Origin of the sequence: Nitrospirillum amazonense, from assembly GCF_029594735.1 — a bacterium.
In the GTDB taxonomy this organism is placed as follows: domain Bacteria; phylum Pseudomonadota; class Alphaproteobacteria; order Azospirillales; family Azospirillaceae; genus Nitrospirillum; species Nitrospirillum amazonense.
In genome coordinates this window covers 327213-352057 of sequence record NZ_JARPAF010000004.1, presented here as the reverse complement: position 1 = coordinate 352057, position 24845 = coordinate 327213, and the positions used below count along the sequence as shown (strand labels likewise).

General features: G+C 65.8%; 25 protein-coding genes and 1 tRNA gene. 7 read left to right on the top strand and 19 right to left on the bottom strand.

Going from position 1 to position 24845, the window contains the following annotated elements:
• Positions 1 to 220: 220 nt before the first annotated feature.
• The 7 genes from P5F91_RS22370 to P5F91_RS22340 form a co-directional block, all read right to left on the bottom strand.
• Positions 221 to 661, bottom strand: coding sequence for a PepSY domain-containing protein (locus P5F91_RS22370; RefSeq protein ID WP_277908322.1), 441 nt, complete (start codon positions 659 to 661; stop codon positions 221 to 223).
• Between the two features lie 3 nt (positions 662 to 664).
• Positions 665 to 1729 (bottom strand): glucosaminidase domain-containing protein, encoded by a 1065-nt coding sequence (locus P5F91_RS22365; RefSeq protein WP_277908321.1) that lies wholly within the window; start codon positions 1727 to 1729, stop codon positions 665 to 667.
• Between the two features lie 350 nt (positions 1730 to 2079).
• Positions 2080 to 2658, bottom strand: a complete 579-nt coding sequence (locus P5F91_RS22360) for a hypothetical protein (protein WP_277908320.1) — start codon at positions 2656 to 2658, stop codon at positions 2080 to 2082.
• Positions 2655 to 3356 (bottom strand): hypothetical protein, encoded by a 702-nt coding sequence (locus tag P5F91_RS22355; RefSeq protein ID WP_277908319.1) that lies wholly within the window; start codon positions 3354 to 3356, stop codon positions 2655 to 2657. Before P5F91_RS22355 ends, P5F91_RS22360 begins: the two co-directional genes overlap by 4 nt.
• Positions 3346 to 4596 carry a hypothetical protein gene (locus tag P5F91_RS22350; protein ID WP_277908318.1) on the bottom strand — a complete coding sequence of 417 codons (1251 nt, stop codon included), beginning with the start codon at positions 4594 to 4596 and terminating at the stop codon, positions 3346 to 3348. Before P5F91_RS22350 ends, P5F91_RS22355 begins: the two co-directional genes overlap by 11 nt.
• A 22-nt stretch (positions 4597 to 4618) precedes the next feature.
• Entirely contained in the window at positions 4619 to 5245 is a 627-nt protein-coding gene (locus tag P5F91_RS22345) for a hypothetical protein (RefSeq protein ID WP_277908317.1), read from the bottom strand.
• Complete coding sequence (locus P5F91_RS22340; protein ID WP_277908316.1) at positions 5242 to 5514, bottom strand: hypothetical protein; 273 nt, start codon at positions 5512 to 5514, stop codon at positions 5242 to 5244. The genes P5F91_RS22345 and P5F91_RS22340 overlap by 4 nt, the downstream gene beginning before the upstream one ends.
• On the opposite strand from P5F91_RS22340, the gene P5F91_RS22335 reads away from it, so the two are divergent.
• Positions 5513 to 6133 carry a helix-turn-helix domain-containing protein gene (locus tag P5F91_RS22335; RefSeq protein ID WP_277908315.1) on the top strand — a complete coding sequence of 207 codons (621 nt, stop codon included), beginning with the start codon at positions 5513 to 5515 and terminating at the stop codon, positions 6131 to 6133. The two genes, P5F91_RS22340 and P5F91_RS22335, sit on opposite strands and share 2 nt — an antisense overlap.
• Before the next feature lie 32 nt (positions 6134 to 6165).
• Here P5F91_RS22335 and P5F91_RS22330 read toward each other — a convergent pair whose 3' ends face one another.
• A complete protein-coding gene (locus P5F91_RS22330) occupies positions 6166 to 6570 on the bottom strand; it encodes a hypothetical protein (RefSeq protein ID WP_145608646.1) in 405 nt (134 codons plus the stop codon).
• Positions 6571 to 7072: 502 nt separating this feature from the next.
• On the opposite strand from P5F91_RS22330, the gene P5F91_RS22325 reads away from it, so the two are divergent.
• Positions 7073 to 7612 (top strand): hypothetical protein, encoded by a 540-nt coding sequence (locus P5F91_RS22325; RefSeq protein WP_145608647.1) that lies wholly within the window; start codon positions 7073 to 7075, stop codon positions 7610 to 7612.
• Between the two features lie 18 nt (positions 7613 to 7630).
• On the opposite strand, the gene P5F91_RS22320 is transcribed toward P5F91_RS22325, so the two are convergent.
• The 4 genes from P5F91_RS22320 to P5F91_RS22305 all read right to left on the bottom strand — a co-directional run bounded on the left by P5F91_RS22320 (position 7631) and on the right by P5F91_RS22305 (position 9768).
• Positions 7631 to 7894 (bottom strand): hypothetical protein, encoded by a 264-nt coding sequence (locus P5F91_RS22320; RefSeq protein ID WP_145608648.1) that lies wholly within the window; start codon positions 7892 to 7894, stop codon positions 7631 to 7633.
• A 200-nt stretch (positions 7895 to 8094) separates the two neighbouring features.
• Positions 8095 to 8442 carry a hypothetical protein gene (locus P5F91_RS22315; protein ID WP_277908314.1) on the bottom strand — a complete coding sequence of 116 codons (348 nt, stop codon included), beginning with the start codon at positions 8440 to 8442 and terminating at the stop codon, positions 8095 to 8097.
• Positions 8402 to 9037 (bottom strand): NIPSNAP family protein, encoded by a 636-nt coding sequence (locus tag P5F91_RS22310; protein WP_277908313.1) that lies wholly within the window; start codon positions 9035 to 9037, stop codon positions 8402 to 8404. Before P5F91_RS22310 ends, P5F91_RS22315 begins: the two co-directional genes overlap by 41 nt.
• A gap of 89 nt (positions 9038 to 9126) precedes the next feature.
• Entirely contained in the window at positions 9127 to 9768 is a 642-nt protein-coding gene (locus tag P5F91_RS22305; protein WP_277908312.1) for a hypothetical protein, read from the bottom strand.
• Positions 9769 to 9876: 108 nt separating this feature from the next.
• Here P5F91_RS22305 and P5F91_RS22300 point away from each other — a divergent pair, with 108 nt between their 5' ends.
• Positions 9877 to 10881 (top strand): helix-turn-helix transcriptional regulator, encoded by a 1005-nt coding sequence (locus P5F91_RS22300; protein ID WP_277908311.1) that lies wholly within the window; start codon positions 9877 to 9879, stop codon positions 10879 to 10881.
• A gap of 57 nt (positions 10882 to 10938) precedes the next feature.
• On the opposite strand, the gene P5F91_RS22295 is transcribed toward P5F91_RS22300, so the two are convergent.
• From P5F91_RS22295 to P5F91_RS22285, 3 genes are all read right to left on the bottom strand, one after another.
• Entirely contained in the window at positions 10939 to 13347 is a 2409-nt protein-coding gene (locus P5F91_RS22295) for a TonB-dependent receptor (RefSeq protein WP_277908310.1), read from the bottom strand.
• A 312-nt stretch (positions 13348 to 13659) separates the two neighbouring features.
• The gene (locus tag P5F91_RS22290; protein ID WP_277908309.1) at positions 13660 to 15066 is read right to left on the bottom strand and encodes a DUF2252 domain-containing protein; all 1407 of its coding nucleotides are present in this window, start codon (positions 15064 to 15066) and stop codon (positions 13660 to 13662) included.
• 248 nt (positions 15067 to 15314) lie between these two features.
• Positions 15315 to 15389 (bottom strand) — tRNA-Thr (locus P5F91_RS22285).
• A 223-nt stretch (positions 15390 to 15612) separates the two neighbouring features.
• Between P5F91_RS22285 and P5F91_RS22280 the strand changes: the two genes are divergently transcribed.
• The 4 genes from P5F91_RS22280 to gcvA all read left to right on the top strand — a co-directional run bounded on the left by P5F91_RS22280 (position 15613) and on the right by gcvA (position 18906).
• Positions 15613 to 15768 (top strand): hypothetical protein, encoded by a 156-nt coding sequence (locus tag P5F91_RS22280; RefSeq protein ID WP_277908308.1) that lies wholly within the window; start codon positions 15613 to 15615, stop codon positions 15766 to 15768.
• A gap of 169 nt (positions 15769 to 15937) precedes the next feature.
• Positions 15938 to 16492: a dCTP deaminase gene (gene dcd, locus P5F91_RS22275; protein WP_088873773.1), complete on the top strand. Its 555-nt coding sequence runs from the start codon at positions 15938 to 15940 to the stop codon at positions 16490 to 16492.
• 143 nt (positions 16493 to 16635) lie between these two features.
• Positions 16636 to 17919 carry a UDP-N-acetylglucosamine 1-carboxyvinyltransferase gene (murA, locus tag P5F91_RS22270; protein ID WP_277908307.1) on the top strand — a complete coding sequence of 428 codons (1284 nt, stop codon included), beginning with the start codon at positions 16636 to 16638 and terminating at the stop codon, positions 17917 to 17919.
• Positions 17920 to 18000: 81 nt separating this feature from the next.
• Complete coding sequence (gene gcvA / locus P5F91_RS22265; protein ID WP_277908306.1) at positions 18001 to 18906, top strand: transcriptional regulator GcvA; 906 nt, start codon at positions 18001 to 18003, stop codon at positions 18904 to 18906.
• Between the two features lie 164 nt (positions 18907 to 19070).
• Here gcvA and P5F91_RS22260 read toward each other — a convergent pair whose 3' ends face one another.
• The 4 genes from P5F91_RS22260 to P5F91_RS22245 all read right to left on the bottom strand — a co-directional run bounded on the left by P5F91_RS22260 (position 19071) and on the right by P5F91_RS22245 (position 24772).
• Entirely contained in the window at positions 19071 to 19868 is a 798-nt protein-coding gene (locus tag P5F91_RS22260; RefSeq protein ID WP_277908305.1) for a crotonase/enoyl-CoA hydratase family protein, read from the bottom strand.
• A 106-nt stretch (positions 19869 to 19974) separates the two neighbouring features.
• Positions 19975 to 20823: a substrate-binding periplasmic protein gene (locus tag P5F91_RS22255; RefSeq protein ID WP_277908304.1), complete on the bottom strand. Its 849-nt coding sequence runs from the start codon at positions 20821 to 20823 to the stop codon at positions 19975 to 19977.
• 67 nt (positions 20824 to 20890) lie between these two features.
• Positions 20891 to 24028 carry a ligand-binding sensor domain-containing diguanylate cyclase gene (locus tag P5F91_RS22250; RefSeq protein WP_277908303.1) on the bottom strand — a complete coding sequence of 1046 codons (3138 nt, stop codon included), beginning with the start codon at positions 24026 to 24028 and terminating at the stop codon, positions 20891 to 20893.
• A gap of 186 nt (positions 24029 to 24214) precedes the next feature.
• Positions 24215 to 24772: an FKBP-type peptidyl-prolyl cis-trans isomerase gene (locus tag P5F91_RS22245; RefSeq protein ID WP_277908302.1), complete on the bottom strand. Its 558-nt coding sequence runs from the start codon at positions 24770 to 24772 to the stop codon at positions 24215 to 24217.
• Between the last annotated feature and the right edge of the window lie 73 nt (positions 24773 to 24845).

Genomic DNA, 24845 nt, shown 5'->3' with positions numbered 1-24845 from the left:
TTTCGGGCGCAAATCGGCATCTCATATTTCGATATATAATGGAGCTGCGAAGTGAGGTCAAGCGTCTTTTACATGCACGTCACTTTTTTGTTGGTCCGCCCCTGGCAGCCACGATACCCATGATGCGCGCGACCTCCGGCCATACATGGCTGCATCACCGATAGTCATTTATCGCACTCGGATTTCGTTGGCGCTGACATCTCATGCAATCTTATACATATTACCAATCTTTCAGACATATAGGCCGCCGCATGCTCAGGTTGGCATACAGGAGATCTTCCCTTTCAGAAAAGTTTATCTCCTTGAGTGTTTTCTGAGCAGCCTGCAATTCCAGCTTCTTAATCTTCTTGCACTTCCAAACGTCCCATACGTCGCCTGTCCAGGGATTCACCGCCACTTCGGCATAATGACCATTACCATGGACAGCATAAGCCCAGTAGCCATAGAAGCGCCCATCGTCATCGAGCCCACCTTCGAGCCAAGCCCCATCATCAACCATTTCCAATGCAATATTTGCCAATGCCTCCGCTTGGTCCAAATTCACCTTGTAAGGCAGAACATCACTCCGCTGATCCGCACCAAGGGCGCGACCAGGTGACCATGAAAGGGCCGCCGCGAAAATCAAGACCACAGAACTGGGCCAGCTTTTTAATATTCCCATTATTCATTCCCCCGCATGCTCAGCGGTAATAGGCCGCAATTTCCTGATAGTCCCCGCCACGTTCCCAACGTAGTCCACTACAGGTTCTCCATTTTCCAATATGCCGAATTGACGAGAGTCCTGCAATTTTCGCGCGAGCTCCTCTGGAGCTCGCACCCCACGAATCAAATCGCCATGGCTTTCCGCGAAGGATCGGAAGGAATCTTCCGGTGTAGCGAACGTCGACATTTCAACGTTCCCCTTTTTGTTGAACATCGTTCCATTCTCATATTTAGAATGAGCGTGTTGGCCAAAGTAATTGTTTCCATCTTTGGCAAACCTTGAATCCGGGTTTTGACCGCCCCATCCCGATTCCAGTGCTGACAGCCCTAAAATATTCTCCACCGGAACGTTGAGCTTCGCAGCAATCTCGCGGGCAACGCCAATAGTGCGCTGCACGAACCGCCGCTTCTTTTCCACGGTATCATTCTGAATCGGCCTGGCCGCGCCATGCCCTCTATTCATCACCGAAGACGGCGTACCGCCTCCGGCATCCGAAGGGGAGTAGAATTGACCGCCGCCTGGGCCAGAAGGCCGATGATTCTCATTATACTTTAAGACGGCCTGATCATCGCCATAGCCAGCAACTTTCCTTAACGTTTCCGGATTCATCCCCTGGTCCAGCAGTGTTTCCGCCAGGAACAGACGGCGGGCGGCATTGTCCGCGTCAGGCAGGACGCCTAGGCCGGCATGGGCCAAGTGGATGGCCGCCTGCACCGGTTCATCCGCCGCCAGGGCGCGACCGGCGGCCTGGACCTTGGCCAGGATGCGCCGCGCCTGCTCCGCCGTGTGGGGGCGGTCATAGGCGATGGCGAGCAAGGTCAGCAGGCGGCCGGCATCGACATCCAAGGCCTGCGGCGCCCAGGCATCTTTCGATCGCTTGGCCAGCAGGGTGCCAGTCCCCAGCACCAGGCCGGCCGGGGTCAGGACGGGATATGCGCTCAAGCCCCCGCGCCGGCGGTCCCGCCAAGCGGCGGCCAGGGCGGTATGATCGGCACCCGTATCGTCACGGGAAGGAAGCACGGTCATGGTCGGTTCTTTCCGGCGAGGGTCAATCGCGGGGCATGCGGTAATGGTCGGCCAGGGCGTCCAAGGCCGTGGTCAGCACCGCCCAGCAAACCAGGAGGCGGGCTGCGGCCATAAGGGCCAAGAACAGCATTTAGACATATCGCGCATCGGCACGGAGGTACGTTCCTGGCACGCTGAAAGGAATGAGAACGGCTATTTCACATAGGAAGCAGCGAGGCCCGCGTGGGCGTCGAAAAACAAAACGCCCGGCAAGGCATTCAGCCTTCCGGGCGCAAATCGGCATTTCATATTTCAATATATATGAATATAGCGGCATCGGAAACTGGCGTCAAGTGGCTTTTACATGTGATTTAGTTATTTCCAGAAGGCGATGAGAGCCGCGTAAACGCTTCCACCGTCAGGGGCTCATAGCGATAGGCCTTACCCGTCCAGGACATCATCTCGTAATGCCTGGGATAATCCCCGCCCTCATCTGGCCGATCAGCGTTGCTGTCGATATAGACATGGATGAAGCGCCGATAGCCGTTGTCCGTACGATCCAAGACAACCAAGTCACCCGCATCCGTCCACAGCGGCGTCAGAAAAGTCCAGATGTCGTCTTGTTTTTGATACACAAAGACCGTACATCCCGACGTGCCACAATAATAGGCATCCGCGACAGCCAGAAGTATTTCTGGAATGCCATCTCCATTCAAATCGACTTCGGCGTAGCGCACAATTTTTTTCGGATCGGCAATATGCCCAAAATCGTCGGCGCCGGCGGGTGTATTGATGGAGAGTAATTGGCGAGCCAATTTAATTTTGGCTCCCGACAATTCGGAGAATACTACTAGATGTCCAGGTGCTGGTTTCGGCGATTGCGCACCAACCGGAGCGGGACAGGTGGCCAGCAGCATAAAGCTCAAGAACAATCCCAATCGCCGTTTCATTTCTTTTTTCCTGTTTTTTGGTCCGCGCCGTCTTGGTTGTAAGGTGTATCCTTGAAATCAACGAGACGGACTTCCACTTGGCGGAAACGGGAGGGCATCTGGTCCGCTTTCCCTACGGTATCGTGCGCGTCGTAAGTTTGGAAATAGGCGATCACGCAATAGACGCCGACCCGATGGGCGGCACCGATCAACGCGGACTGGTTAATTGTCGCTGTTTTTCCGTCAGCCGTCTTGAAGGTGCGCCCATCGTAGCGCTTAAGCAGCGGCGCCATGGCTTCAACTTGGTAGGCGATCAACGTTTCAGCCGCACCGTCCTGCGCCGCTGGATTGTGAAGATAATCCTCGTCACTTTTGATATGGAACGCCTTCGCGTATTCCGTCCGCCCCCAGCCATCGCTCCCCCATCCGTGCTTCAATCCCAAACCGATGAGGACACTGCTGCGCAGCATGTAGCGCCCCAATCGTGGATCATCAAAACGAGATTCATCCGGGTCGACGGAACTGGGCGTCTTGGGAGCTGCAGCCCAAGCACCAACCGGGCTGGAGGTAAAAAAGCCGACCAAAACCACGCAAGCCAATCCCAAAGCGCGGTGCATATCACGCCCCCGAAGTTGATATTTCGGCATCATACCACCCGCGTTAGGGGGGATCTCGGCAAAAATCGCCTGTCGGTGGGGGAGTCGCAGATCAATTTTCATCGTTATAGGGCACATCCTGGAACTCGCGCAGTCTCGTTTCCACCTTGGCATCCAGTCGCCCCTTCGCGTGTTTGTCGTCGGCGTCGGCCAGAATTTTATTGCGATAAGGCTTGGTATCCCGCCCGTCATATCGGGCGAAATATGCCCGGACCGCCGCCCCTCCCACCCGGTGGAAGGCGCCGATAAGTCCAGCTTGCGTCACCTTGATGGCTTCACCTTTTATTCCAATGAATGTCCGACCTCCGTATTTTTTGTACAATGGCGCACTTTCTTTAACGATCTTGTTGATCAGATTTATACCCTGCTCATCCTGGGCCTCTTCGCTATTCAGAAAATCATCATCGGTCTTAATGTTATATTTCCTGCCGAACTCTGTGTCCCATGCGTCCTTCCCTTTGCCGCTCTTGGCGCCCAGAGCAATCAGCGTTGTTTCCTTTATTTGATAGCGCCCATACGCAGGGTCCGGATGTTTACCAGTTCCTGGATAGAAGGCGTCGTATCCATAGCTTTCCGCATGACCATTCGCCGACTGCTCGCTACCCGCGAGCTTATCGAGCAGTCCCGGTTGCGGCGTCTTTAGCCAGCGTTGCTGCCACTGTTTAGCCGGGGCAGCCGCCGTCGCGACAGCGCCCCTGACTGCCAAGGTACGGGATAAGCCTCCATCCTCGGGATCCGGGCTTACAAGGAAACGCGGCCCCGAACCGGCGGATGAATCGCCACCTGCGTCAGCCGCCGTCCACCGACCGTGGTTGTCCCTGGGCTGATCAGGACTGTATTTTACCATCGGAAAGCCGGCCGCCTTCATCAACGCGTCCGGAGTCATCCCCTGGTCCAGCAGCATCTCCGCCAGCAACAGACGGCGGGCGGCATTGTCCGCATCGGGCAGGACGCCCAGGCCGGCATGGGCCAAGTGGATGGCCGCCTGCACGGGTTCACCCACCGCCAGGGCGCGGCCGGCGGCCTGGACCTTGGCCAGGATGCGCCGCGCCTGCTCCGCCGTGTAGGGGCGGTCATAGGCGATGGCGAGCAAGGCCAGCAGGCGGTCGGCATCGAAATCCAAGGCCTGCGGCGCCCAGGCATCTTTCAGGCGCTTGGCCAGCAGGGTGCCAGTCCCCAGCACCAGGCCGGCCGGGGTCAGGACGGGATAGGAGCTCAGGCCCCCGCGCCGGCGGTCCCGCCAAGCGGCGGCCAAGGCGGGATGATCGGCACCCGTATCGTCGCGAGAGGGAAGCACGGTCATGGTCGGTCCTTTCCAACAACGGTCAGTCGCGGGGTAGGCGGTAATGATCGGCCAAGGCGTCCAGCGCCGTGGTCAATGCCGCCCAGCCCTGGGGCCAGTCGCCGGCCCAGGTGGCCTCGAACCGACGGGGCATGATTTCATCCGCGCACACCCCTTCCACCAAAGTCAGGGCCAGCAGGCCATGGGGCCCGCTGGCCCGGATCAGCACGCGGGCCTGGGCAAGGCGATCATCGGTGCGGGCCCAGCGGTTGGGATCCACATCCACCCGCACGACACCACTGCCGGACTCCGGCACGTAGGCATGAGGCTTGGGCGCCTCGGCCAAGGACAGCCAAGCGCGCCATAGGCCGCCCACGGCCTGGCCGGCATCGTGCTGCCGTTGGGTCAGGCGACCGCGCAGCAGCAGCTGCCCCAGGGGCTGCCCCGCCCGCTGGTCCAGCAATTGAGCCACCGGCAGCGAGGCCGGGGCACCCAGCAGGTCGGCCCGGCGTTCCAGCGCCTGCGGCAGGATGGCGGCGGCGGCGGCCTGCACCAGTTGGCCGCAGGCATGGCGGGCACCGGCCTTACGCGGACGACCGGCCCGGCGGCGGGGCGGCGCCTTGTGGATGGTGGCGGATGACGGGCCGGAAGCGGTTGTGGGCGTGGTCATTCCGAAGGCGTCCTTTTGCCGTAGAGGGAGGTGGCGATGGCTTCCACCGCCAGGCGATCAAATTCGTTGGGCAGATCCTCCAGCCGGATCATGGCCACGCCGCGCTTATGCCAAGCGGCGGTAGCCATGGAGCGCAGGTCGTCGGGCGTTGAGGGCGTGCGGCCCAGCCGGCCCTGCAAGCTAGTAGTGACGGACGCACCCGCGGCGCGCGACGCCGCCGCGCCGGCCGCGCATGAACGGGGGGCGGCGCCCCGGGAACTGGGGGACATGGACTTCCTTTCCTATTTCGGGCTTCAGAACCAGCGGGCTGCATTAGCCCCTGGTCATATCGCCAAGGATAGGGTAAATTTCTCCCGATTTCCAGGGTATAAATCCCCCGCGACGCCGCTTTCGCCTCAGGGTAAATTTCCCCACATGACCACCGCCGCCAAAGTCATCCCGAACGCCCCCGCGCCCAGCCCATTGGCTGAGCGGCTGGGCCGTCGCCTGTCGGCGCTGAACCTGGGCTATGCGGAATTCGAACGAGCAGCCGGCCTGAACGAAGGCACCATCAAAGGCATCATGTACGGCAAGTCCGCCTCCCCCCGCGCCGACACCATCTACAAGATCGCGCGCGGCCTGGGCTGCCGAATCGAGGACCTGATCGGTGAGAGCCGGCTGGGCGACGACTCGAGGGACGAGGTTGGCCATCTCGCCACTCCGCATCCCATCCCTTATGCCGTGCAGGAACCGCCGCCGTTGCCCGAACATGCGGTGCTGGACGCCGTACTGGACAAGGTGCGGGCTGCCTACCGCCAGGGCGACCTGGACCTGGCCGCTCAGTTGGTGCGCCTGTTCCAGTTGGACCTGGAAAAGCTGAAAATCGAACGCGAGATCGCCCGGCGCTGAGGCGCCGCCGACGCCAGCCCTCTTATCAGTCATCAGCATGACGCCCATCCCAGGCAGGCGGCCAGATCGCGGCTGAGCAACATGTCGGCTGGGCCGTCGTTCTCCCCCACCGTTGCTGTCGAATCAGCCGGCAGGGCATCCACCAGATAGAGGCGCACGCGCAGGCCGCTCGGGACTGCAGCCGTATCCAACGCAACCCAGGCGTCGGCGGCGATAGCCGCACCCCCGGCCACCTGGTGCAAGGACGGCACCATGTCCACCTGCCGGTGCCGGGTCAGCGACAACAGAGTCCATGGCCAAGCATCGCTGACCAACGCCACGACCGGCACGCCGCCCACGATGACCCGCAGGCGCCGCCCGGCGGGCGGCGCCTCGGGCGTGCCGGGATAAACCTCCCCAGCCAGGGGCAAACGCCGCTGCGACACGCGACCGGACATTCCACTCCTCTATCCCGCAATGGCCCCGATCCTGTTCCGGGATGCCGTTCCTGGTACCGGCCCGGCCCAGATCTGCCCCAATGGGACAGCCCCAAGCGCCAAGCCCTGTAAATCCGTACGTCCTCGATAAATCTTTGGCCGAAACTCCCGGTTAACGTGCGCCCCAGGGCATAGAACGCCTTTCGGCACGCCTGCCATATGTTCTCTATACGTTCTCATTTTGACGCGAGGCGGTCAAGCGGCGGCCGATGCGCCACTGACGGAACGAGCCGGAGAGCGTCACCCAGCAGGGGGATTATTCCCCGAATTTGCTTGACGGGGTATTTTTCTCCTGCCAGGGTAATCCTCACCGGCCGGCGCTTCCCCATCGGCGCCGCCCGGCGATGGCGACCCGCCCCCTGCCCCTCCCCGGGTGGGTCGCCCCCTCCCCGGGGTGGGCAGGCGCCGAACGGCTGCCGCCGCCCCGGGGTTCCTTTTGACAGTCAAAAACGGAGCCCGCCCCATGTCGTCCGCGTCACCCGCGCCGCCTGTTCCCATTGCCGCCGCCCTGCCCGCGCGCGTCTCGGCCATGCAGCCCTTGGCGGTCCAAATTCCAACCCTGGCGCGCCATGTGGCGCACGCGGCGCTCAGCGTCCGCCTGGCCAGCCGGCGGCTGGATCAGGGACACGGCCAAGCAGCCTGTGACGAGTTGTTGGAAAACGCGGCGCCTGCGCTGGAGCAGGCGCTGGAGGGCATGGGCCGGCTGGAAGCGGCACTGGAGGCCCACGGCCAGGTAAGGGAAGCGGACCTGCGCCCGGCCGCCACCTTGCGCGTGCGCATGGAGGCAGCGGCGAGCCTGCTGAAACAGGCGGACGTGCTGGCCCGGGCTGGCTTGGCCGAGGAAGCGGGCGACAGCCGCGAAGCGGCGCTATGGACGCTGGAGCGAGGCCTGGCCCTGGTGCCGCCCTTCAGCCCGGCGCCCTCGCCGGCGGCGGAAATTCCCATTCGCGCCCTGCCGCCCCGCTACCCGGCAACTCCCCCCATCGGATTGGCGCCGCCCTGAGGCGTACCGGACAGGATCTCAGCGGCGCACCACGGTGGTGCCGCCGCTGCCCCAGGCGCTGACGCCCAGTAGGAAGCCGAAATCGTACCAGCGGCCGGGGTTGGGATAGGCGTAGACCCGCGTATCGGAAATCAAGCTGTAGAGGAAACTGAAAGGCGCGATCAATCCGTGCAGCAAGCCGTAGAGGAAGCCGGGCAACTCACGGCCCGCCATGGGCGGCGGCTGGGTGGCGCACGCGCTGAGCAGCAGCCCCGCGCCCAGGATGCCGGCTCCCACCAACATGGGTTTCAGCCAACGGCGGCGGCGCAGTCCGGTCGGAATGGGCGCGGTCGCGGGGGATGACACGGACTGAACTGTAGACTGTTCCATCTTGGCCTCCCGGCAAGGACTTGGTCCCGCCACTGTCCGGAAGCCGGGGCCCGAGGCCAAGGCCCCCAAAAGGCGGCCCGGGGCCCTAGACATTGGTCAGCCCTAGACATTGGTTAGAAGGACCCTTGCCACCGGGATCCGGAAGTCGGGGCCAAACGGCGAACCTCCGGCGCGCCTTTCAGCACATGCCCGCGCCACCAGGGCGTCACGACATGGGCGCGATAGCGGTCGTAGGCCGCCGCGTCAGCGAATGCCTGGAAGGTGACGAAGACAACCTCCCCCTCCCGCACCGGCAGGCGGGGAAAATTGTTGGGTTCAGGATTGGTGACGAAGGCCGCCAGAATGGGACCGCCGGCCGCCGCCAAAGCCGGCGCCCCGTCACGCGCGAAGGCGTCAGCCAAATCCAGCGCCGCAGCGGCGTCATGGGCTGGGAAGGGGTAATAGAGGGTGGCGACCAACATGCCATGCCCTGCCGGCGGCGCGCCGGGAGGCGCGGGCGACAGGGGCGCAGGCGGCAGAGGCGCAGGGCTGGGCGTCACCGGCGGCGGCAACGGCAAAGCCTGAAGCCGCGCTTGCCGGCCGCAGCAGCAGGACATTATCGGAGTCCAGCATGGTGCCGTTCGCGGCTTCACGGTGCGCCTGCCATACTGGTCCGCCATAGAAGGCCGCCAGGCTGGCGGCGCGTGCCGGCATGTCAGGGAAACCCCGCAGCCAGACGAAGCGGTCGGGGTCATCCAAGTCGCGGAACTGGCCCACCACGCGCACACCCACCGCCTCCTGCCCTGTCAGGAAATAGCGGTCGAACAGGTCGATCAACGCGTCCCGCTGGCCTGGCTTCAGGGTGTACTGACGCAGCTCCAAGACAGCGCAGCAGGCGGCGGGGCTCGTGACCGGCGAAACCTTGACCTTAGGCGTCGGCGCCTCCGCCCGCAGCGCCACCTTCAGGGGCAAGGCGTCGGCCGGCATCAGGTCGGGCGGCCAAGCCAGCGCCCGGTCGGCCATGCCGGCGCCCACCAGCAGGGTCAGGGCCAGCAATATGGCGGTCTGCAGTCTCATGGTGGTTTTCCTTGTTCTTGTCGTTTGAGCTGTTGGTCACGCTAAAACCTCAAGTAAAGTTGAGGTCAAGCCCCTTCAAGCGCGCCCCTTCAAGCGCGGGTGAAGGCCAGGGTCCAATTGGTTTCCCAGCTGCGGCCCTCATCGGCCGACCACGCCTGCTCCCATAGGGCGGAGGTGGTGGTGATGCGTGACCAGATCACCCGCGCCTGAACCGGCCGACCCAACAGCGGATCGAAATCCTGACCGCGAAAGTCACCCCGCCGGCCGGCGAACAGGCCACCGGTGAAACGCCCGGTCAGGGGGGCCTGCAAGGTGCCGGTGCGCCCGTCCACCCGGTGGAGTGCCCAATGCCGGGCCGCCGGGTCGTACAGGCGGAAGGTAACGGCGGCGCTGGGCTGGTCCGCCAGGGCCGGTAGCTCCAACTCATCCAGGCAGGCCAGGCCGCCCAGCATGACTTGGCCGTGGGCGCTGGCCCGCGCCTCGTCCCAGCGGTCATCGCCCACCCAGCGACTCAGCCGCCGGCGGCTCAGCACCGACCAGCGTCCTGCCAGGAAGTCGAAGTCGCCTGCCCCCGGGCCGCCCGTGAGCAGATCGGGCTGGTACGGATCGGTCGGGAGGCGATCGACAGCGGGCAAGTGCTCCGCCTGAGCCGGGACGGCGGCGAAGGCCATGAGACCGGCGCCCAACAGGGCGGCGCGGCGAGTGGGGGTAAGGGGGCTGGCGGCGTGCATGGAAACGGTCCTCCGCGATGGGAAAACCGGGCGTTCTGTCCGGTGAATGCACTTTACCGGGAAAAACCTGACATCCTTTGTCAGGTATAATCTGCTAGTTTGAAATTCATGCGCGCCAGCCGTCTTCTTTCCCTGCTCATGCTGCTTCAGACCCGAGGTCGCCAGACCGCGCAGGCCCTGGCCGATGAGCTTGAGGTCACTGTCCGCACCATCTATCGGGACATCGACGACCTGAGTGCCGCCGGCGTCCCCGTCTACGGCGATCGGGGACGCGCCGGGGGATTCCAGCTGCTGGATGGCTACCGCACCCGTCTGACCGGCATGACGGCGCAGGAGGCGGAGAGCCTGTTCCTGGCGGGCCTGCCGGGACCGGCGGCGGAACTGGGCCTGGGCGACACCCTGGCCGCCGCCCAGCTGAAGCTGTTGGCGGCCCTGCCCGAACAGGGGCGCCAGACGGCCTCGCGTCTGAACGCCCGCATCCACCTGGATCCGGTGGGCTGGTTCCAGGAACCGGGCAAGGTCGACATCCTGCCCGACATCGCCCGGGCGGTGTGGAACGAGCAAGTCATCCGCATGCGCTATGAGCGCTGGGCCGGCATCGTGGAGCGCACGGTGGAACCGCTGGGGCTGGTTCTGAAAGGGGGCGTCTGGTACCTGGTGGCCCAGTCCCATGTGGAGACGCCGCAGACGAAGGCCGGCAAGCCGGCGGGCGGCCCGCGCACCTACCGCGTTTCCAACATCCTGGCCCACACGGTGCTGGACCGGCGCTTCACCCGGCCGGCGGATTTCAATCTGCCGGCCCACTGGCAGGAATCGCTGCAAAGCTTCGAGGCCGGTTTATACACCGGCACCGCCCGGGTGAAGGCCACGGCGGCGGGCCTGAAATCCCTGCGCAATTTGGGCCCGGCCTTCAACGAACGCATCACCGCCACCCTGCAGGCGGCCGACACCGACGGCTGGGCGGAAGCCGACATTCCCCTGGAGGCGGTGGAATGGACGGCCCGCCAGTTGCTGGGCCTGGGCCTGACGGTGGAGGTCCTGGGCCCCCCGGCATTGCGCGCCCACATGGGGGAAATGGCGGCGGAGCTGCACCGCCGCTATGCGGCACCCTGAAAGGAAAAGGGCACCGGCGTCGCCACCGGTGCCCCTTCCAGACTTATGCGGCCACGATCAGTAGGTGACCGTCATCTTGGCGGAGATGAAGCGCGGCGGCGCCGGCTGATAGCTGGGCAGGTTGGCCGCGACGCCATTGTAGGGCTGGGCGTTGTTGCCGAAATTGATGCCGCCCAGGTAGCGCTTGTCGAACAGGTTGGTAACCGACAGCACCAGCTTGGTCGCGAACCGGCCGGTCAGCGCTTCCGGCAGGGTGTACCCGGCCGCGACGTCGAAGGTGTAGAAGGACGGCACCTCTTCATCATTGGTCAGGGTGCTGAAGCGGTGAGCCGTGTACTTGCCCTGGATCTGGGCGAAGTAGCTGTCCCGCTCATACCGCAGCAGACCGGAAACCAGCCATTCCGGCGTATCCGTCAGCTGCTTGCCCGCCGTGGGCAGGGGCACCGTCGAGCCGTTGGCCAGACCGACGTACAGATCGTTCTTCAGGTGGCTCTGGGTATAAGCGGTGGACATATAGGCGGAGAAGCCGTCAATGGGCTTGGTGCCGACCTCGGCCTCCAGACCCTTGATGATGACGCCGCCGATGTTCTTCGACACCGTGGTGTTGGCGGTCACGTCGAACAGCGACTGCTGGCGGTTGGAGTAGTTGGTGTTGAACACGGTGACGGAGCTGATGAACCATTCCCCGGCGTAGCGGTAGCCCGCCTCCAGATCCACGGTGGTTTCCGGCTGGATGGTGGAGAGGTTCACGCCCGGCGTGTACAGGGCGGAATTGTCGGTGGCGCGGAAGGTCTGCGTGGCCGACGCGAAGATCTGGTTGCTGTCGTCGATGTGGTAGACCGCACCGGCGCTGGGCACGAATTTGCCCTGGTCCAGTTCCGGATGGGTCGGCGCGATGGCGTTGGCGTTCGCGGTGCGCAGGCTGAGCGGCAGATAGTTGATGCCGCTGCGGTTGATTTGCGAATGCTGCAAACCGACGCTGAGCGCCAGCTTGTCATCGAACAGGTTCAGGGTGTCGACCACGAAGGGGCGCACCACTTCCGTCGTCGTCTTCTGGTCCTGGGTACGGACGACGCTGCCGTCGGCGCGGAACACATGCTCGTTGTAGAGGTCGGGCCACAGGCTGACGGGATTGCCGTTGGCGTCGACCGACAGCAGCGGCTTCCATTCGCGCAGCTTGCCAGTTTCGTACTGGAAGCCCACCACCAGCTCATTGTGGCCATAGGTCCACTTGCCACGGGTGACGAAACCCGGGCGCATCTGCTGCTGGGCGAAGAGGTTGTAGAACAGCTTGTTGTCCAGCGTGTCGTGGTCGCCGTTCAGGTCGATGCCCTTGAACGCCTGGCCCGGAACGCCGAACTGCGCCGCGTTGGTTTCGGAGAAATAGCCGGCGGTGCCGCCGCCGCCGAAGCCGTACCAGAGGTAGGGCTGGACATCGAGGCGCAGGTTGTCGGTCAGGGCGAAGTTGCCCTTCACCGACACCACCAGGTTTTCGAACGGGTTGGTCGCCAGCTTGTAGTAGTTGGAGCGCTGGGTCAGCAGCGGGCCGTTGTTGTCGTTCTGCACCGTGCCGGTCGCCGCCGGGGCGGTGGGGGCGAAGAGGGTGGCGAAGTTGAAGTCATAGCCGTACTGGGCGATCTGTGCCTTGGTCAGCGCCTGATAGGAATAGGTTTCGGCCGTGTTGTAGAAGGCGCTGAGCGCGATGCGGCTGCTGTCGCCGATGTCGTGCGCGATGGAGGCGTCGACATGCTGGCGTTTGGTCGTGCCCTCGCCGCGCCAGACGTCCACCTCGGCATTGGAGTAGGAGATGAAGGCCTTGGTGCGGAAGCCCAGGTCGCCCGTATCCACGCGCACAAACTCGCGGCGCAGGTTGTTGTCGCCCAGCGCCTGCTGCAGCGTCACATGGAAATCGTCGGACGGCTTCTGGATGACCATGCCGATGTTGCCGCCCGTCTCACCCACGTTGGGCGTGTCGGCATCGCCGGCACCCTGCATGATGTAGACCTGGGACAGGTTCTCGGCGTCGATGTATTCCTGCGGGTAGACGTTAAAGGTGCCGCTGTCGTTGACCGGCACGCCGTCCAGGATCAGGCCGATCTGGTTGGATTGGAAGCCGCGGACGGAGATGGCGCCACGGCCGGTGCCGGTGGCGTCACGGCCGTTGGAGTTTACGCCCGGCGCCAGGTTGATCAGCTGGAAGGGGTTGGCCGCCGCGGGCTGATCCTGGATGAACTTCTGCGTGACGGCGGAGGCGGACTTCGGCGCCTCCTGCATCGTGATCTGGCCGGTGGCGCTCACGGGGCGGCCGCCGGTGATCAGGATGGTTTCCACGTCGCCGGCCGACGAGGCCTCCTGCGCCATGGCGGCCCCGCACACCATCACGTTGAGGGCGGCACCCGCTAGCAGGATGCGGCGCAAGCGCAAACGTTCGCGGGCGGCGACGCCGCCCGGCGTGAAAGTCGTCATGAGAATCCCCCGATCTTTTCCTACCGGCGCCCTGCTTCCCAAGAGGTCGCCAACCAATGTTTGTGCACCTGCACTAACATTGGGGTGTTGCAGTTTCAAGGCGTTGGGAGAAAAGGTCGGTTGCAGTATGTCCTTTGCGCTTCGCAGCGGCGAATTCGCCCAGAACTTGATCAAATGGTCAGGTTTTGTGACTGTTTTCTGACCGCCTGGTCAGGCAAATTGACGCACCCCAACCCAGCCCCACCGCACGGAAAAGGCGAATCGGGACAAAAACGCGATGGTTGCCGAATTGGAGGCGACGGGCGCCGGTCATCACCCCTTTTTGCCCTTGGCCTTCCGCGGCAGATCCGCCACCTCCAGCCGGCCATCGGCCACGGCCTGTTTCAACGCCCCATGGTCAGCGGCGCTGATCTCGGCATAGCCGGCGGCAAAGTCCGCCACCGCGTCGTCGAAGGTCCCGGAATTGCCAAGGTAGCCCGCGATCAACGCCGCGTCACCGGAGCGGGCGTGGGCGCGCGCCAGCGTGGCGCCGCACAGGGTGGCGTAGAAATCCAGCCGGTCGTCCTCCATCAGCGTGCTGGCCGACGCCAGCCGCCGGTCCTTCAACTGGCGGATATAGAAATGACGTCCGGCCTCATCCGCCGCCCACCCCAGGAAGCCGTCGCTAACCGTCTGCAATGTCCGCTGGCCCACCACCACCCGCTGGCCCTGGTTGGCGTAAGGCGACGGGCCGGCATAGGGCGCCAGCACCGACGCGGTCGCCTCCTTCACCTGCAGGAACAAGGGATGTCCGTCAGGGTCGACGAACAGGCCGATGGCGCAGAAGGTGCCGACGGAGCCCACGCCTACGACCTTGAAGGCCACGTCGGCCAGTTGGTAACGGTCGATGAGGAAGCGGCGTTCCTCCGGCAAGGTGTCCCGGTAACGGGTGAACAGCGCGCGGGCGCGCAGGGCTGCCTGGCCCTGGCGGTCCGTCCCTTCGTCAAAATGATAGATCAACGGTGGGGCATCACGGATGCGGGCCTGGCTTCCATCGCCCTGGGCCAGGCGGGGAAAGTCGTCGCCGGCGGACGGGGTAGCAGCCGCCTTGGCCAACAGGTCCATCTCTTTGGCGCGCGTGGCCTCATCGTTGATGCCCTGGACCATGGCGGCGATGTCCACCCTGCTGGACCAGGCGGTCAGCGGGTCCAGCGCCGCCAGTTCCCCCATGCGCAGGCGATAGGCGGTGACGGCGGCGCGCGCCATGTCCTTCGCCCCCCCGGGCGCATGTCCCGCGTCCTGTGCTGCCAGCACCAGCGAAGCGGCGAGCCGCTTCACATCCCATTCAAAGGGCGCCGACAGCGTCTCGTCAAAGTCGTTGAGGTCGAAGACGGGCCGGCCTTCGGGGCTGGCGTAGATGCCGAAGTTCATTAGATGACAGTCGCCGGAGGCCTGGACGCGAATGCCGCTGACGGGCAACTGGGCCAGGTCGCGGGCCATGACCGCCGCCGCCCCCCGCAGGAAGGTGAAAGGGCTGGCCATCATGCGGGCCCAGCGCACGGGCAGCAGCGACTGGATGCGCGTGGCGGAGGTCGCAACCAGCAGCGCGATAGGATCGCCCCGGCCCTTCAGCGGCGGCAGGGCCGCGTTACCGGAGCGGGGGGCGGCGTCGCGCAGTGCCTTGCCGGCCTCCTTACGCTTATCAGCGGGCAGGGCGCGCAGGGCGGCGAGATCGGGCATGAGTGTCTCCGGGCTGATGAAGGCTCGGGAAAGCGGCAGCTACCGCCGAGGAACGTCCGAAGTGTCGGAAGCGATTATGGCACCGATGTGAAGTCCCAACGCCATGGCCAGGGACTCAACCGGTGTACGGATTTTCCACCAGGATACCCGTGCCGTTCCACGATTGTTCATGGGAAACGACGATTGGCCGCACCTTCGCCCCGATGGGCGACGCGGACTTAAGTATCTGATTTTAAAGAGGGTTCGGATGGTGCTGCCAGAGAGGATTGAACTCTCGACCTCTCCCTTACCAAGGGAGTGCTCTACCACTGAGCTACGGCAGCGCCCGTCCGGTGGGCGGGGTAATTGCCACAGGGGCGGAGGGGATGCAAGCCTTTTGAGCGAAGAAAATGAAAGAATTTTGATCGGCAGGTTCCAGGCCCTGACGGTCCGCGGGGTCGAAGCCCTTGGCGTGCCGCCATTCTGCGCCTATTTTCGGGGCCCCGCGATAGGGCAAAGGCCAGGGCATTCACCTCCAGCCCGGCCCCTTAGGAGTAACACCGCCCCATGACCGACAAGCCGCCCGCGAAATCCGGCGCCGATAAGACCATGACCCGGGAGGAACGCCTGGCCGCCGCCCTGCGCGAAAACCTGCGCCGCCGCAAGGTGCAGTCGCGCGAACGGGAGGACGCCACCGACGCCCCGGCGGCCGAGACCGAGTGACCCCCCAAGATGTGGTGGGTACGGCCGCAAGCCCGCGCCCATTCCTGGTGCATACACCCACCAGCCAAGACGTCAGAGTCACCTTGAGCGGCGGACGGGGAGGGTCTAAGAAGGGAAAGCGCACCGTTAGTGCACATCCCACCGACCCCCGACCGCAGGAGCGACGCCCATGGCCATCATGCCCGACACCTGGATCCGCGACATGGCGCAGAACCGGGGCATGATCGAACCGTTCGTTGAGGCGCAGAAGCGCGAGGGCGTCATCTCCTACGGCCTGTCCTCTTACGGCTATGACGCACGGGTGGCGGACGAGTTCAAGATTTTCACCAACGTCGACAGCGCCATCGTCGATCCCAAGCGGTTCGACGACGCCAGCTTCGTGGACCGCAAGACCGACGTCTGCGTCATCCCGCCCAACAGCTTCGCGCTCGCGCGCACGGTGGAATATTTCCGGGTGCCCCGCGACGTGCTGGTGATCTGCCTGGGCAAGAGCACCTACGCCCGCTGCGGCCTGATCGTGAACGTCACGCCGCTGGAGCCGGAGTGGGAGGGCCACGTGACGCTGGAGATCAGCAACACCACACCGCTGCCCGCCAAGGTCTACGCCAATGAGGGCCTGTGCCAGTTCCTGTTCCTGAAGGGCGACACCATCTGCGAGACGTCCTATGCCGACCGCTCGGGCAAATACATGGGCCAGCGCGGCGTGACCCTGCCGCGCCTGTGAGCCGCGACCCACATTGATTTTCCAGGCGGCGGACCGCCGCCGCCCCAATTCCGCCATACCCCTCCGCCATCACCCTTTCAGCCGGCGCCGCCCCCAAGATGGGGGCGCAAGACCGGTACGTTCGAACCGATCGGCCCTTTCCCATGGACAAGTTACGCATACGCGGCGGCACGCCGCTGAACGGCAGCATCCGCATCAGCGGCGCCAAGAACGCGGCCCTGCCGCTGATGGCCGCCTGTCTCCTGACCGAGGGGACGCTGACGCTGGACAACCTGCCCCACCTGGCCGACATCACCACCATGGCCAACCTGCTGGCTCAGCACGGTGTGGACATGGTGTACGAGGGGGGCGCCACCTCCTGCGCCCAGCGCGCGGTGAACCTGACCGCGGCCACCATCACCTCCACCGAGGCGCCCTACGACCTGGTGCGCAAGATGCGCGCCAGCGTGCTGGTGCTGGGGCCCCTGGTAGCCCGCTTCGGCCAGGCCAAGGTGTCGCTGCCCGGCGGCTGCGCCATCGGCACCCGCCCCGTCGACCTGCACATCAAAGGGCTGCAGGCCATGGGCGCCAAGATCGAGCTTGAGGCCGGCTATATCCACGCCTCCGCCCCCGAAGGGCTGCGGGGGGCGGAGTTCGTCTTCCCCCAGGTGTCGGTGGGCGCCACCGAGAACCTGCTGATGGCCGCCTGCCTGGCCAAGGGCGAGACCGTCCTGATCAATGCCGCGCGTGAGCCGGAGATCACCGACCTGGCCCACTGCCTGGTGGCCATGGGCGCCGAAATCAGCGGCATCGGCACCGACCGCCTGCACATCGTGGGCAAGCCGTCGCTGCACGGCGCCCGCCATCGCATCGTGTCCGACCGCATCGAGACCGGCACCTATGTCATGGCGGCCGCCATCACCGGCGGCGAGCTGGAACTGGTGGGTGGCGAGTTGGAACACATCCAGGCCGTGGCCACGGCCTTGACCGCCGCGGAGGTGGTCTTCACCCCCACCGACACCGGTTTCAAGGTGCGCCGCGCCAATGGCGAGGTATTGGGCGTGGACGTGATGACGGAGCCCTTCCCCGGCTTCCCCACCGACCTGCAGGCGCAGATGATGGCGCTGATGTGCACGGCCAAAGGCGCCTCGATGATTACCGAGACCATCTTCGAGAACCGCTTCATGCACGTGCCGGAACTGGCGCGCATGGGTGCCAACATCACGGTCCACGGTTCGTCCGCCCTGGTGCGTGGCGTGCCGCACCTGACCGGGGCGCCGGTGATGGCGACGGACCTGCGCGCCTCGGTCTCGCTGGTGCTCGCCGGGCTGGCCGCCCAGGGCGAAACCACGGTTAACCGCATCTATCACCTGGATCGCGGGTATGAGCGTATCGAGGACAAGCTGAACGCCTGCGGCGCCCAGATGGAGCGTCTGAAGGGCGATTGAGCCGGCCGGGAATCCGTGGGGGCGGTGGCGGGCCACCCCTCGGATGAACTATTCTCATCCGAAAATGGATGAGCCGCCGCCATGCCCTACCACCTGCCGCCGCTAAGCACCCTGCGCCCTTTCGAGGCCGCGGGGCGCCATCTCAGCTTCAAGCAGGCGGCGGAAGAATTGAACCTCACCCCCAGCGCCATCAGCCATGCTGTGCAAGCGTTGGAGGATTGGCTGGGCACGCCGCTGTTCACGCGGGGGCACCGCAGCCTGGCCTTGACGCCGGCGGGTGTGGCCTATCTGCCCGAGGTGCGTGGCATGCTGGAACGGCTGGCCGTGGCCACATCCGCCCTGCCCGGCCGCGCGCCCAGCGGCCGGCTGGCGGTCAGCGTGGCGCCCACCTTCGGCCTGCGTTGGCTGGTGCCACGCCTGCCCCGCTTCCGCGACCAGCACCCGGACATCACCCTGACCCTGGACACGAGCCAGCGCCCAGCGGACCTGCCGCGGGACGGCGTAGACGTGGCCATTCGCATGCGCCAGGACGACTGGCGACCCGACGAGGGGACCGACCTGCACGCCGTCTGCCTGGTGCGGGAGGCGTTGATGCCCGTCTGCGCCCCCGCCCTGGCGGCGCGCGTGACCACCCCGGCCGACCTGGAGTCCCTGCCCGTGCTGCACGTCGACAGCGTGACGGAGGAGTGGGCCACGTGGGCGGTGCTGACAGGGGTGGATATCAGCGCCCTGACCGGAGGCGCCCGGTTCGACACCGTGCACATGGCGCTGGAGGCGGCGGCCAGTGGCCTGGGCGTGGCCATGGGCCGCCTGCCCCTGGTGGACACCGACTTGGCCACCGGCCGCCTGGTGGCCGTGCTGGGCCCGCCCAGGCCCATCCGCACCGGCTATTGGCTGATCACCAGCCGGGCCGGCCGCAACCGGCCGGAGGTAGCGGCCTTCCGCGCCTGGATCAAGGCGGAGCTGGCCGCGCCCCCGATCGTGTAGTCATACCAGCGGCACGAGATGGCAACTCGTGCCGCTGTAGGCCCCGACCGGGGCCGCCGGAGCGAGCACCGCAGGGCGCAGCAAGGACAAGCCTAGGCGGACGGATGTCCGCCGCCCGGCGCGTGAGGGAGCATTTGAACGGTAATGTTCAAATGCCGTGCGTATCAGGTGCCGGTGTAAACGGCGGGACGGCGGGAGATCCAGGCATCCAGCCCTTCCTCCAGATCGTGGCCGGGGACCAGGGCGGCGAAGGCGGCACTTTCGGCCGCCAGGCCCTCCGCGATGGGCATATTCACCCCGCGTGTCACGGCGGCCAGGATGGCGGCAACCGCGCCGGGCGCATGACGGATGATGCGGTGGGCGAGGTCCCGGGCGGCGGGCATGAGTTGATCATGCGGCACCACCCGGTTGACCAGCCCCAAGTCCAGCGCCCGTTCAGCGGTGAAGCTATCGCCGGTCAACAGCAGGTCCAGCGCCCGCTTGCGCCCCGCCAGACGCGGCAGTCGCTGGGTCCCGCCGAAGGTGGGCGGCATCGCCAGTTTGATCTCAGGCTTGGCGAACAGGGCGCGGTCGCTGGCCACCGCAAGGGGCGCCGCCTCCGTGATCTCGCATCCGCCGCCATAGGCCAGGCCGTTGACGGCGACGATGATGGGCTTGGAGTAGGCCTCTATACGGCTGGTGAGGGCCTGGCCCCGGCGCACGAAGTCACGAACCGCCACCGCCGCGCCCAGGCGCACGCTGCCGGCGAACTCCGGAATGTCCCCGCCGGCGGAGAAGGCGCGGTCGCCGGCACCCGTCAGGATGACGGCGCGGACCGCGTCGTCGCCCTCCATCTCCTCCAACGCCTTCAGCAGGGCGTCGACCAGGGCGTAGCTGAGGGCGTTCAGCTTTTCCGGACGATTCAGGGTCAGGGTGGCGATGCCGTCGTCATCGACGGTGCGCAAGAGGACGGGGGTAGTCATTGGGACACCTTTGCGAGGGAAGAGGCGCCCACTGTTCCCGTTTCCTTATAACCCGGACAAACGCGCCTTTCGCACCTTCACATGAGCTAAATTCACCTGAGTGAAATCAGGGCACCGGACCTAAGGGTTGGACGGCCGCGCCCAGATATCGTTCCACGATTTGGTCGAACACCCCTTCGGCGCGCAACTCGTCCGCCGCCCGTCGCAAATCCTGCGCCGCCTTGGTGGCGGCCGCGTCGCGGGAGCAGCTGAGCCATCCCTCCATGGCGCCCACCCGCCACTTACTGCCCAGCTCATCGGCCAGTCCCAGGCGGCTGATCAGCGCGTCCAGCATGACCTCCGCCCCCACCACGCCATTGACCCGGCCGGCGCGCAGCATGCGCAGGGCACTCTCCAGCGAGGGGGCCGGCACCAGGGGAACGCCCAGCCTGTCCATGAGCCGGGCGACGCTGCCGCCGGTGGTGCGGGTACTGGCCACGGGGCCCAGGGCCAGCACGTCCTCCTGGCTGACCAGTCGTGTGCCGGTGCGGGCCACCACCGCCAACGGCATCTGCAGCACCGGCGCCAGGGGGACGAAGGCGAAGGCGGACATCCCCTCGCGGCCCGCGCCCGGGGCTCCCCGTAATTGAGTGCCTGTCAGCCGGCTGTCGGGCGGATGATTGTCGGACAGGGCGAACACCACCGTGCCCGCCCGCATCAGCTCGTCATACAGGCGCAGCTGTGGCATTACCTCCAGGTGGCCGGGCTGGCCGGCGCGGCGCAAGATCGCCCTGGCCAGGTCGGGCATGGGGCCGGTGGCGCCATCCCCATCCCCTTCCGTCCACAGGGGCAGGGCAGACAGCAGGAAGCGCACTGGTCCCGCCTCTGCGCCCGTATCCTCGGGCATGGCCCGGGAGGCGGAGACACGCCCGGCCACGGCCAGCACGGCGCCGCCCGATATGGCCCGAATGAACATGCGCCTGTCCAAGCCCATGGCTTGCCCCCCGGCTTTTCCCCGCCCCCTCTTCACATGTGCAGGCCGGTCACGTTCCGGTCGCGTACTCCACCCGGTTGCGACCCAGATGCTTGGCCCGGTACAGGGCCTGGTCCGCCCGCTTGATGATTTCCGCCAGCGGCGGCACCCCCGTCGGCCCATGGCTGGAGGTCGGCCCGACGGAGATAACGCCAAAGCTGCAAGTCACCGTCACGCTCACGCCGAAGGCGTCGACGTGCACGTCCGGCGCGGCCTCGGCCCGCCCTTCCTCATGCACCTGGACCACGCCAACAGGCACGTCACCCAAGGCGATGGGGGTAAGGGAGATGGCGCCATGCAGGCGGTTCAGCACGTCCCCACAGTCGTCCCGCCCCAGGCCGGGCAACAGGATCAGGAACTCCTCGCCACCGTAGCGACCAACCGCGTCGTAGCTGCGCACGGCGGCGGACAGGCGGCGCGACACCTCGACCAGCACGGCGTCGCCAGCGGGATGGCCATGGGTGTCGTTGATGTGCTTGAAGTGGTCGACGTCGGCCAGAACCACGGTCAGCGATGCGTCCTCACGCCGTCGCGCCAATTCCAACTCCAGCAAATCCAGGATGGCGCGGCGGTTCCACAGGTGGGTCAGGCTGTCGTACATGGCAAGCTGGCGCAGTTGCTCCCGCGAGGCTTCCAACTCCCGGGTCCGCGCCTCCACCAGGATTTCCAGGGTGCGCCGCCGTTGCATGTCGGCATGGGTGCGCCAGCGGTAGATGGCGACACCGATCGCGACTACGGACAGGGCGCAGCCGGCGAAGAATAACTTGGTCTGCCACCAGGGTGGTCGGATGCTGAAAGGCACCAGGATGGAGGGGGCCATGGCCTGCAACGCCGTATTGCGGGCCACGAGTTCCAGCTCGTACGTGCCTGATGGCAGGGCGGAGTAGCGGATTTCCTCGGCCGCCGTCACGTTCCAGTCGCTTTCCAGACCGTTCAGGCGATAGCGGTAGATTTGCCCGCCCCGGCTGCGGAAGCTGGGCGTGGTCAGATGGAAGGTCAGGGGGGCGGTATCCCAGGGCAGTTCGAAATTGCCGTCTGTGGGCAAGGCCATGCCGTTGCGTTCGATGCCCGTTACCCGCGTCACCAGCGCCGGCCGGTTGAACAGCAGATCCGGCCGCGTGATATGGGTCAGGCCCTTGCTGGTGCCCACCCACAGGGTTCCGTCATCATCCTCAATCAGGGCGCTCTGGTTGCAGTCGTTCCACACCAGGCCGGTATCGTGGCTGTATTGACGCAAGGCGCCAGCGTTCCACACCAGCACCCCGCTGTCGGTAGATAGCCACATCCAGCCGCGCCGGTCCTCCAGGAGGCCCAGCACCTGGCGGTCGCCCACAAGATCCTCTGTCACATCGCCCACAGGCTGTAGAACGCCGGTGCCGGCCCCCGGCGCGTTGCCTGACGGCTCCTGCACATGGGCCAGGCGGACGGTCTCGCCGCCCAACCACAGGCTGCCGTCGCGGGCGCAGGCGATGACGTTGAAGCGGGTGACCGGGGGCACGCCGGTGATGGTCGGCGCTGTCCATTTACCCTCGCCAAAGCGCAGCACGCCGGCTTCCGTCGCAAACCACAGGGTGCCGGACGGCGCCTGGCAGGCGCTGGAAACCGAGCTGTCGGGCGGAATGGGCAGGGCAGCACCCAGGGGCGCCACGAGGGGATTCGGACCTTCCGGCTTGTCGATGACGTAAAGGCCCTTCTTGCGCGTCATGACCCACAACCGGCCCTGCGCATCGATGAAAACTTGGAAGATGAGGGGCAGGTGGGCGACGACAACGACAGGCGGCGGCGGCGCCCCGTCCTTCCCCGGATCCTGGTAGAACAGCAGGCCCGAGAAGGTGCCGCCCCACAAGCGGCCGGACTTGTCCAACGCCAGGCTGCCGACCTGATGGTTCAGAACGGGCTGGCCGCCAGGCGCCGGAATGATGTGCGGGGGAATGTCGCCCCCTTCTTCCAGCCGGGCCAGGCCACCGTCGGTGCCGATGACCAGGCGTCCGGCACCGTCACGGCGAAAGGACCAGACGGATTCATGGATCAGCCCCTGGCGCGCCGTCCAGTTGGCCCAGCTGCGATAGCCGACCCAGTGGGTCAGGCCCAAGCCGGCCGATCCCACCCAAAGATCGCCGTCGTGATCGACCAGCAGGGCGCTGACCTCCCGCGCCGGCAGGCCATTGGCGTCGCCCAGCTGCTCCCAGCGGCTCGGCGCTTGCCCCTTGCCTGGATGTGCCAGGCGCAGCAGGCCCTGGTCGCCAAAGGTGACGATGTTGCGATCCATATCCTGCAGCAGGGGCAGGAACACCCGGACGTTGGTGCGGGTCGAGGGCAGCGGCAACTGCGCCGTGAAGCGCCCACCATCACCCTCGGCAGCGGCCGGCGCCAGCGCCAGCACCTGGTGTTCACCACGCGCCCACAACGTGCCGTCGACATCACGCAGCACGTTGCCCCAGCGATCCGGAGCGACGCCCTGGTCGGGCCCCCACAACTTCAGCTGGCCTTGGCGAACCTCGCACAGCGCCTGGCCGCAGCCCAGCCATATGTCGCCGCCGCCCTGCTCGCCCACACCGAACACCCGTACGCTCTGGATTCGGTTGAGCGCCGGCTGGGCGGCCTTCTGGTCCGGCGTGAAATAAGGGCGGGCGACCCAGGCGACGGCGGCCGCGGCGCCTGGCGCGGCTTCGGCCCTATGCGCCTCCACCACCAGCAGGTCCTCGCGGCCCACCACCAGCAGGTGGCCCGCATCCAGCGACGCCAGCTTCTGGCCTTGCCATACGGGCACCGGCCGCCCGTCCTGGGACACGGGGGCGAAGATGCGGCCGTCCCAGCGGTACAGGCCGCCGGTCGTACCCACCCACAGCACCCCCGACGGTGTCACGTGGATCGCGCTGACGTAGGGTTCCTTCAGCCCCTCACTAGGGCCGAAACGCTGGAATTTTCCACCATCGAAACGATAGAGCCCGTTCTCCGTCCCCACCCAGAGGAAGCCCATGGCATCTTGCGCCAGGGCAGTGATGGACAAGTTGGCGAGGCCATCTTCCTGGGTGTAGGAGCGGAAGGCGTATTCCTGCGCCGCCGCAGGCGGCAGCAGGGCGCCAAGCCAGCCCGGGACGCAGAGCAAGACGGCCGCCAGCCAGCGCCGCACTCGCCCCCACCCCATGGCGGTCGTCCCTAAGCTCACGACGGCGACTGATCCCAAAACCTTGCCCGTGCCTGTTCCCTCGGTACCGGCGGGACTCCCCGAACGGTATACATCCCAAGATGTGACGGGGTTGGGCGCAACAACGCAAGAGTCTTTAGGCGGCGACGCCCGGCGCGCAAGCCGCCGGAACGATCGCGCCCCCGATCAGCCGGCGCCCTTGCTGCGCAGTTCGCCCGGCATGACCTCGAACAACTCGACCTTGAAGATCAGGGTGGCGCCCGCGGGGATGACACCGTCACCCGAACCCTTCTGGCCGTAGCCCATCTCCGCCGGGATGACCATTTCGATCTTGTCGCCGACATGCATGCGCGGGATCACCTCGACCCAGCCCTTCACCACCTTTTCCAGGGACATGACCGCCGTCTCATCCCGCTGGTATGAGCTGTCGAAGACGGTGCCGTCGGTCAGCCTGCCCTCGTAATGCACCCGGATGCGGTTGCTGGGATTGGGCTGCTGGCCGACGGCCGGCTCCTTCTTGCGGAGGAAACGATAGGCGACGCCGTTGGTAGACATTTCCACGCCGGGCTGCTTGGCGTAATCCAGGATGAACTGGTGCTGGGCATCGACCTGGCCGCCGATAGCGGGGCGGGCGTTCAGCGGCACCTGCGCCTGGGCGGTGCCGGCCGCGAACGGAAGGGCCAGCGTCGCCGCCAGTAGGGTGGAATAGGTCAGGGTGGAATAGATAAAGCTGTGCCCGCGCATCAAACCGCTCCTGCGAAGCCGGCCGCCCATTCCGCCGCCCTTGAGATCAAGGCCGGACGCCGGACGGTGCCGG

What these genes read in the sequence shown, in the direction of transcription:
- P5F91_RS22370 (WP_277908322.1), bottom strand. Translation starts at nt 661, where the DNA reads ATGGGAATATTAAAAAGCTGGCCCAGTTCTGTGGTCTTGATTTTCGCG.
- P5F91_RS22365 (WP_277908321.1), bottom strand. Translation starts at nt 1,729, where the DNA reads ATGACCGTGCTTCCTTCCCGTGACGATACGGGTGCCGATCATACCGCC.
- P5F91_RS22360 (WP_277908320.1), bottom strand. Translation starts at nt 2,658, where the DNA reads ATGAAACGGCGATTGGGATTGTTCTTGAGCTTTATGCTGCTGGCCACC.
- P5F91_RS22355 (WP_277908319.1), bottom strand. Translation starts at nt 3,356, where the DNA reads ATGAAAATTGATCTGCGACTCCCCCACCGACAGGCGATTTTTGCCGAG.
- P5F91_RS22350 (WP_277908318.1), bottom strand. Translation starts at nt 4,596, where the DNA reads ATGACCGTGCTTCCCTCTCGCGACGATACGGGTGCCGATCATCCCGCC.
- P5F91_RS22345 (WP_277908317.1), bottom strand. Translation starts at nt 5,245, where the DNA reads ATGACCACGCCCACAACCGCTTCCGGCCCGTCATCCGCCACCATCCAC.
- P5F91_RS22335 (WP_277908315.1), top strand. Translation starts at nt 5,513, where the DNA reads ATGGACTTCCTTTCCTATTTCGGGCTTCAGAACCAGCGGGCTGCATTA.
- P5F91_RS22340 (WP_277908316.1), bottom strand. Translation starts at nt 5,514, where the DNA reads ATGTCCCCCAGTTCCCGGGGCGCCGCCCCCCGTTCATGCGCGGCCGGC.
- P5F91_RS22330 (WP_145608646.1), bottom strand. Translation starts at nt 6,570, where the DNA reads ATGTCCGGTCGCGTGTCGCAGCGGCGTTTGCCCCTGGCTGGGGAGGTT.
- P5F91_RS22325 (WP_145608647.1), top strand. Translation starts at nt 7,073, where the DNA reads ATGTCGTCCGCGTCACCCGCGCCGCCTGTTCCCATTGCCGCCGCCCTG.
- P5F91_RS22320 (WP_145608648.1), bottom strand. Translation starts at nt 7,894, where the DNA reads ATGTTGGTGGGAGCCGGCATCCTGGGCGCGGGGCTGCTGCTCAGCGCG.
- P5F91_RS22315 (WP_277908314.1), bottom strand. Translation starts at nt 8,442, where the DNA reads ATGTTGGTCGCCACCCTCTATTACCCCTTCCCAGCCCATGACGCCGCT.
- P5F91_RS22310 (WP_277908313.1), bottom strand. Translation starts at nt 9,037, where the DNA reads ATGAGACTGCAGACCGCCATATTGCTGGCCCTGACCCTGCTGGTGGGC.
- P5F91_RS22305 (WP_277908312.1), bottom strand. Translation starts at nt 9,768, where the DNA reads ATGCACGCCGCCAGCCCCCTTACCCCCACTCGCCGCGCCGCCCTGTTG.
- P5F91_RS22300 (WP_277908311.1), top strand. Translation starts at nt 9,877, where the DNA reads ATGCGCGCCAGCCGTCTTCTTTCCCTGCTCATGCTGCTTCAGACCCGA.
- P5F91_RS22295 (WP_277908310.1), bottom strand. Translation starts at nt 13,347, where the DNA reads ATGACGACTTTCACGCCGGGCGGCGTCGCCGCCCGCGAACGTTTGCGC.
- P5F91_RS22290 (WP_277908309.1), bottom strand. Translation starts at nt 15,066, where the DNA reads ATGCCCGATCTCGCCGCCCTGCGCGCCCTGCCCGCTGATAAGCGTAAG.
- P5F91_RS22280 (WP_277908308.1), top strand. Translation starts at nt 15,613, where the DNA reads ATGACCGACAAGCCGCCCGCGAAATCCGGCGCCGATAAGACCATGACC.
- dcd (WP_088873773.1), top strand. Translation starts at nt 15,938, where the DNA reads ATGGCCATCATGCCCGACACCTGGATCCGCGACATGGCGCAGAACCGG.
- murA (WP_277908307.1), top strand. Translation starts at nt 16,636, where the DNA reads ATGGACAAGTTACGCATACGCGGCGGCACGCCGCTGAACGGCAGCATC.
- gcvA (WP_277908306.1), top strand. Translation starts at nt 18,001, where the DNA reads ATGCCCTACCACCTGCCGCCGCTAAGCACCCTGCGCCCTTTCGAGGCC.
- P5F91_RS22260 (WP_277908305.1), bottom strand. Translation starts at nt 19,868, where the DNA reads ATGACTACCCCCGTCCTCTTGCGCACCGTCGATGACGACGGCATCGCC.
- P5F91_RS22255 (WP_277908304.1), bottom strand. Translation starts at nt 20,823, where the DNA reads ATGTTCATTCGGGCCATATCGGGCGGCGCCGTGCTGGCCGTGGCCGGG.
- P5F91_RS22250 (WP_277908303.1), bottom strand. Translation starts at nt 24,028, where the DNA reads ATGGGGTGGGGGCGAGTGCGGCGCTGGCTGGCGGCCGTCTTGCTCTGC.
- P5F91_RS22245 (WP_277908302.1), bottom strand. Translation starts at nt 24,772, where the DNA reads ATGCGCGGGCACAGCTTTATCTATTCCACCCTGACCTATTCCACCCTA.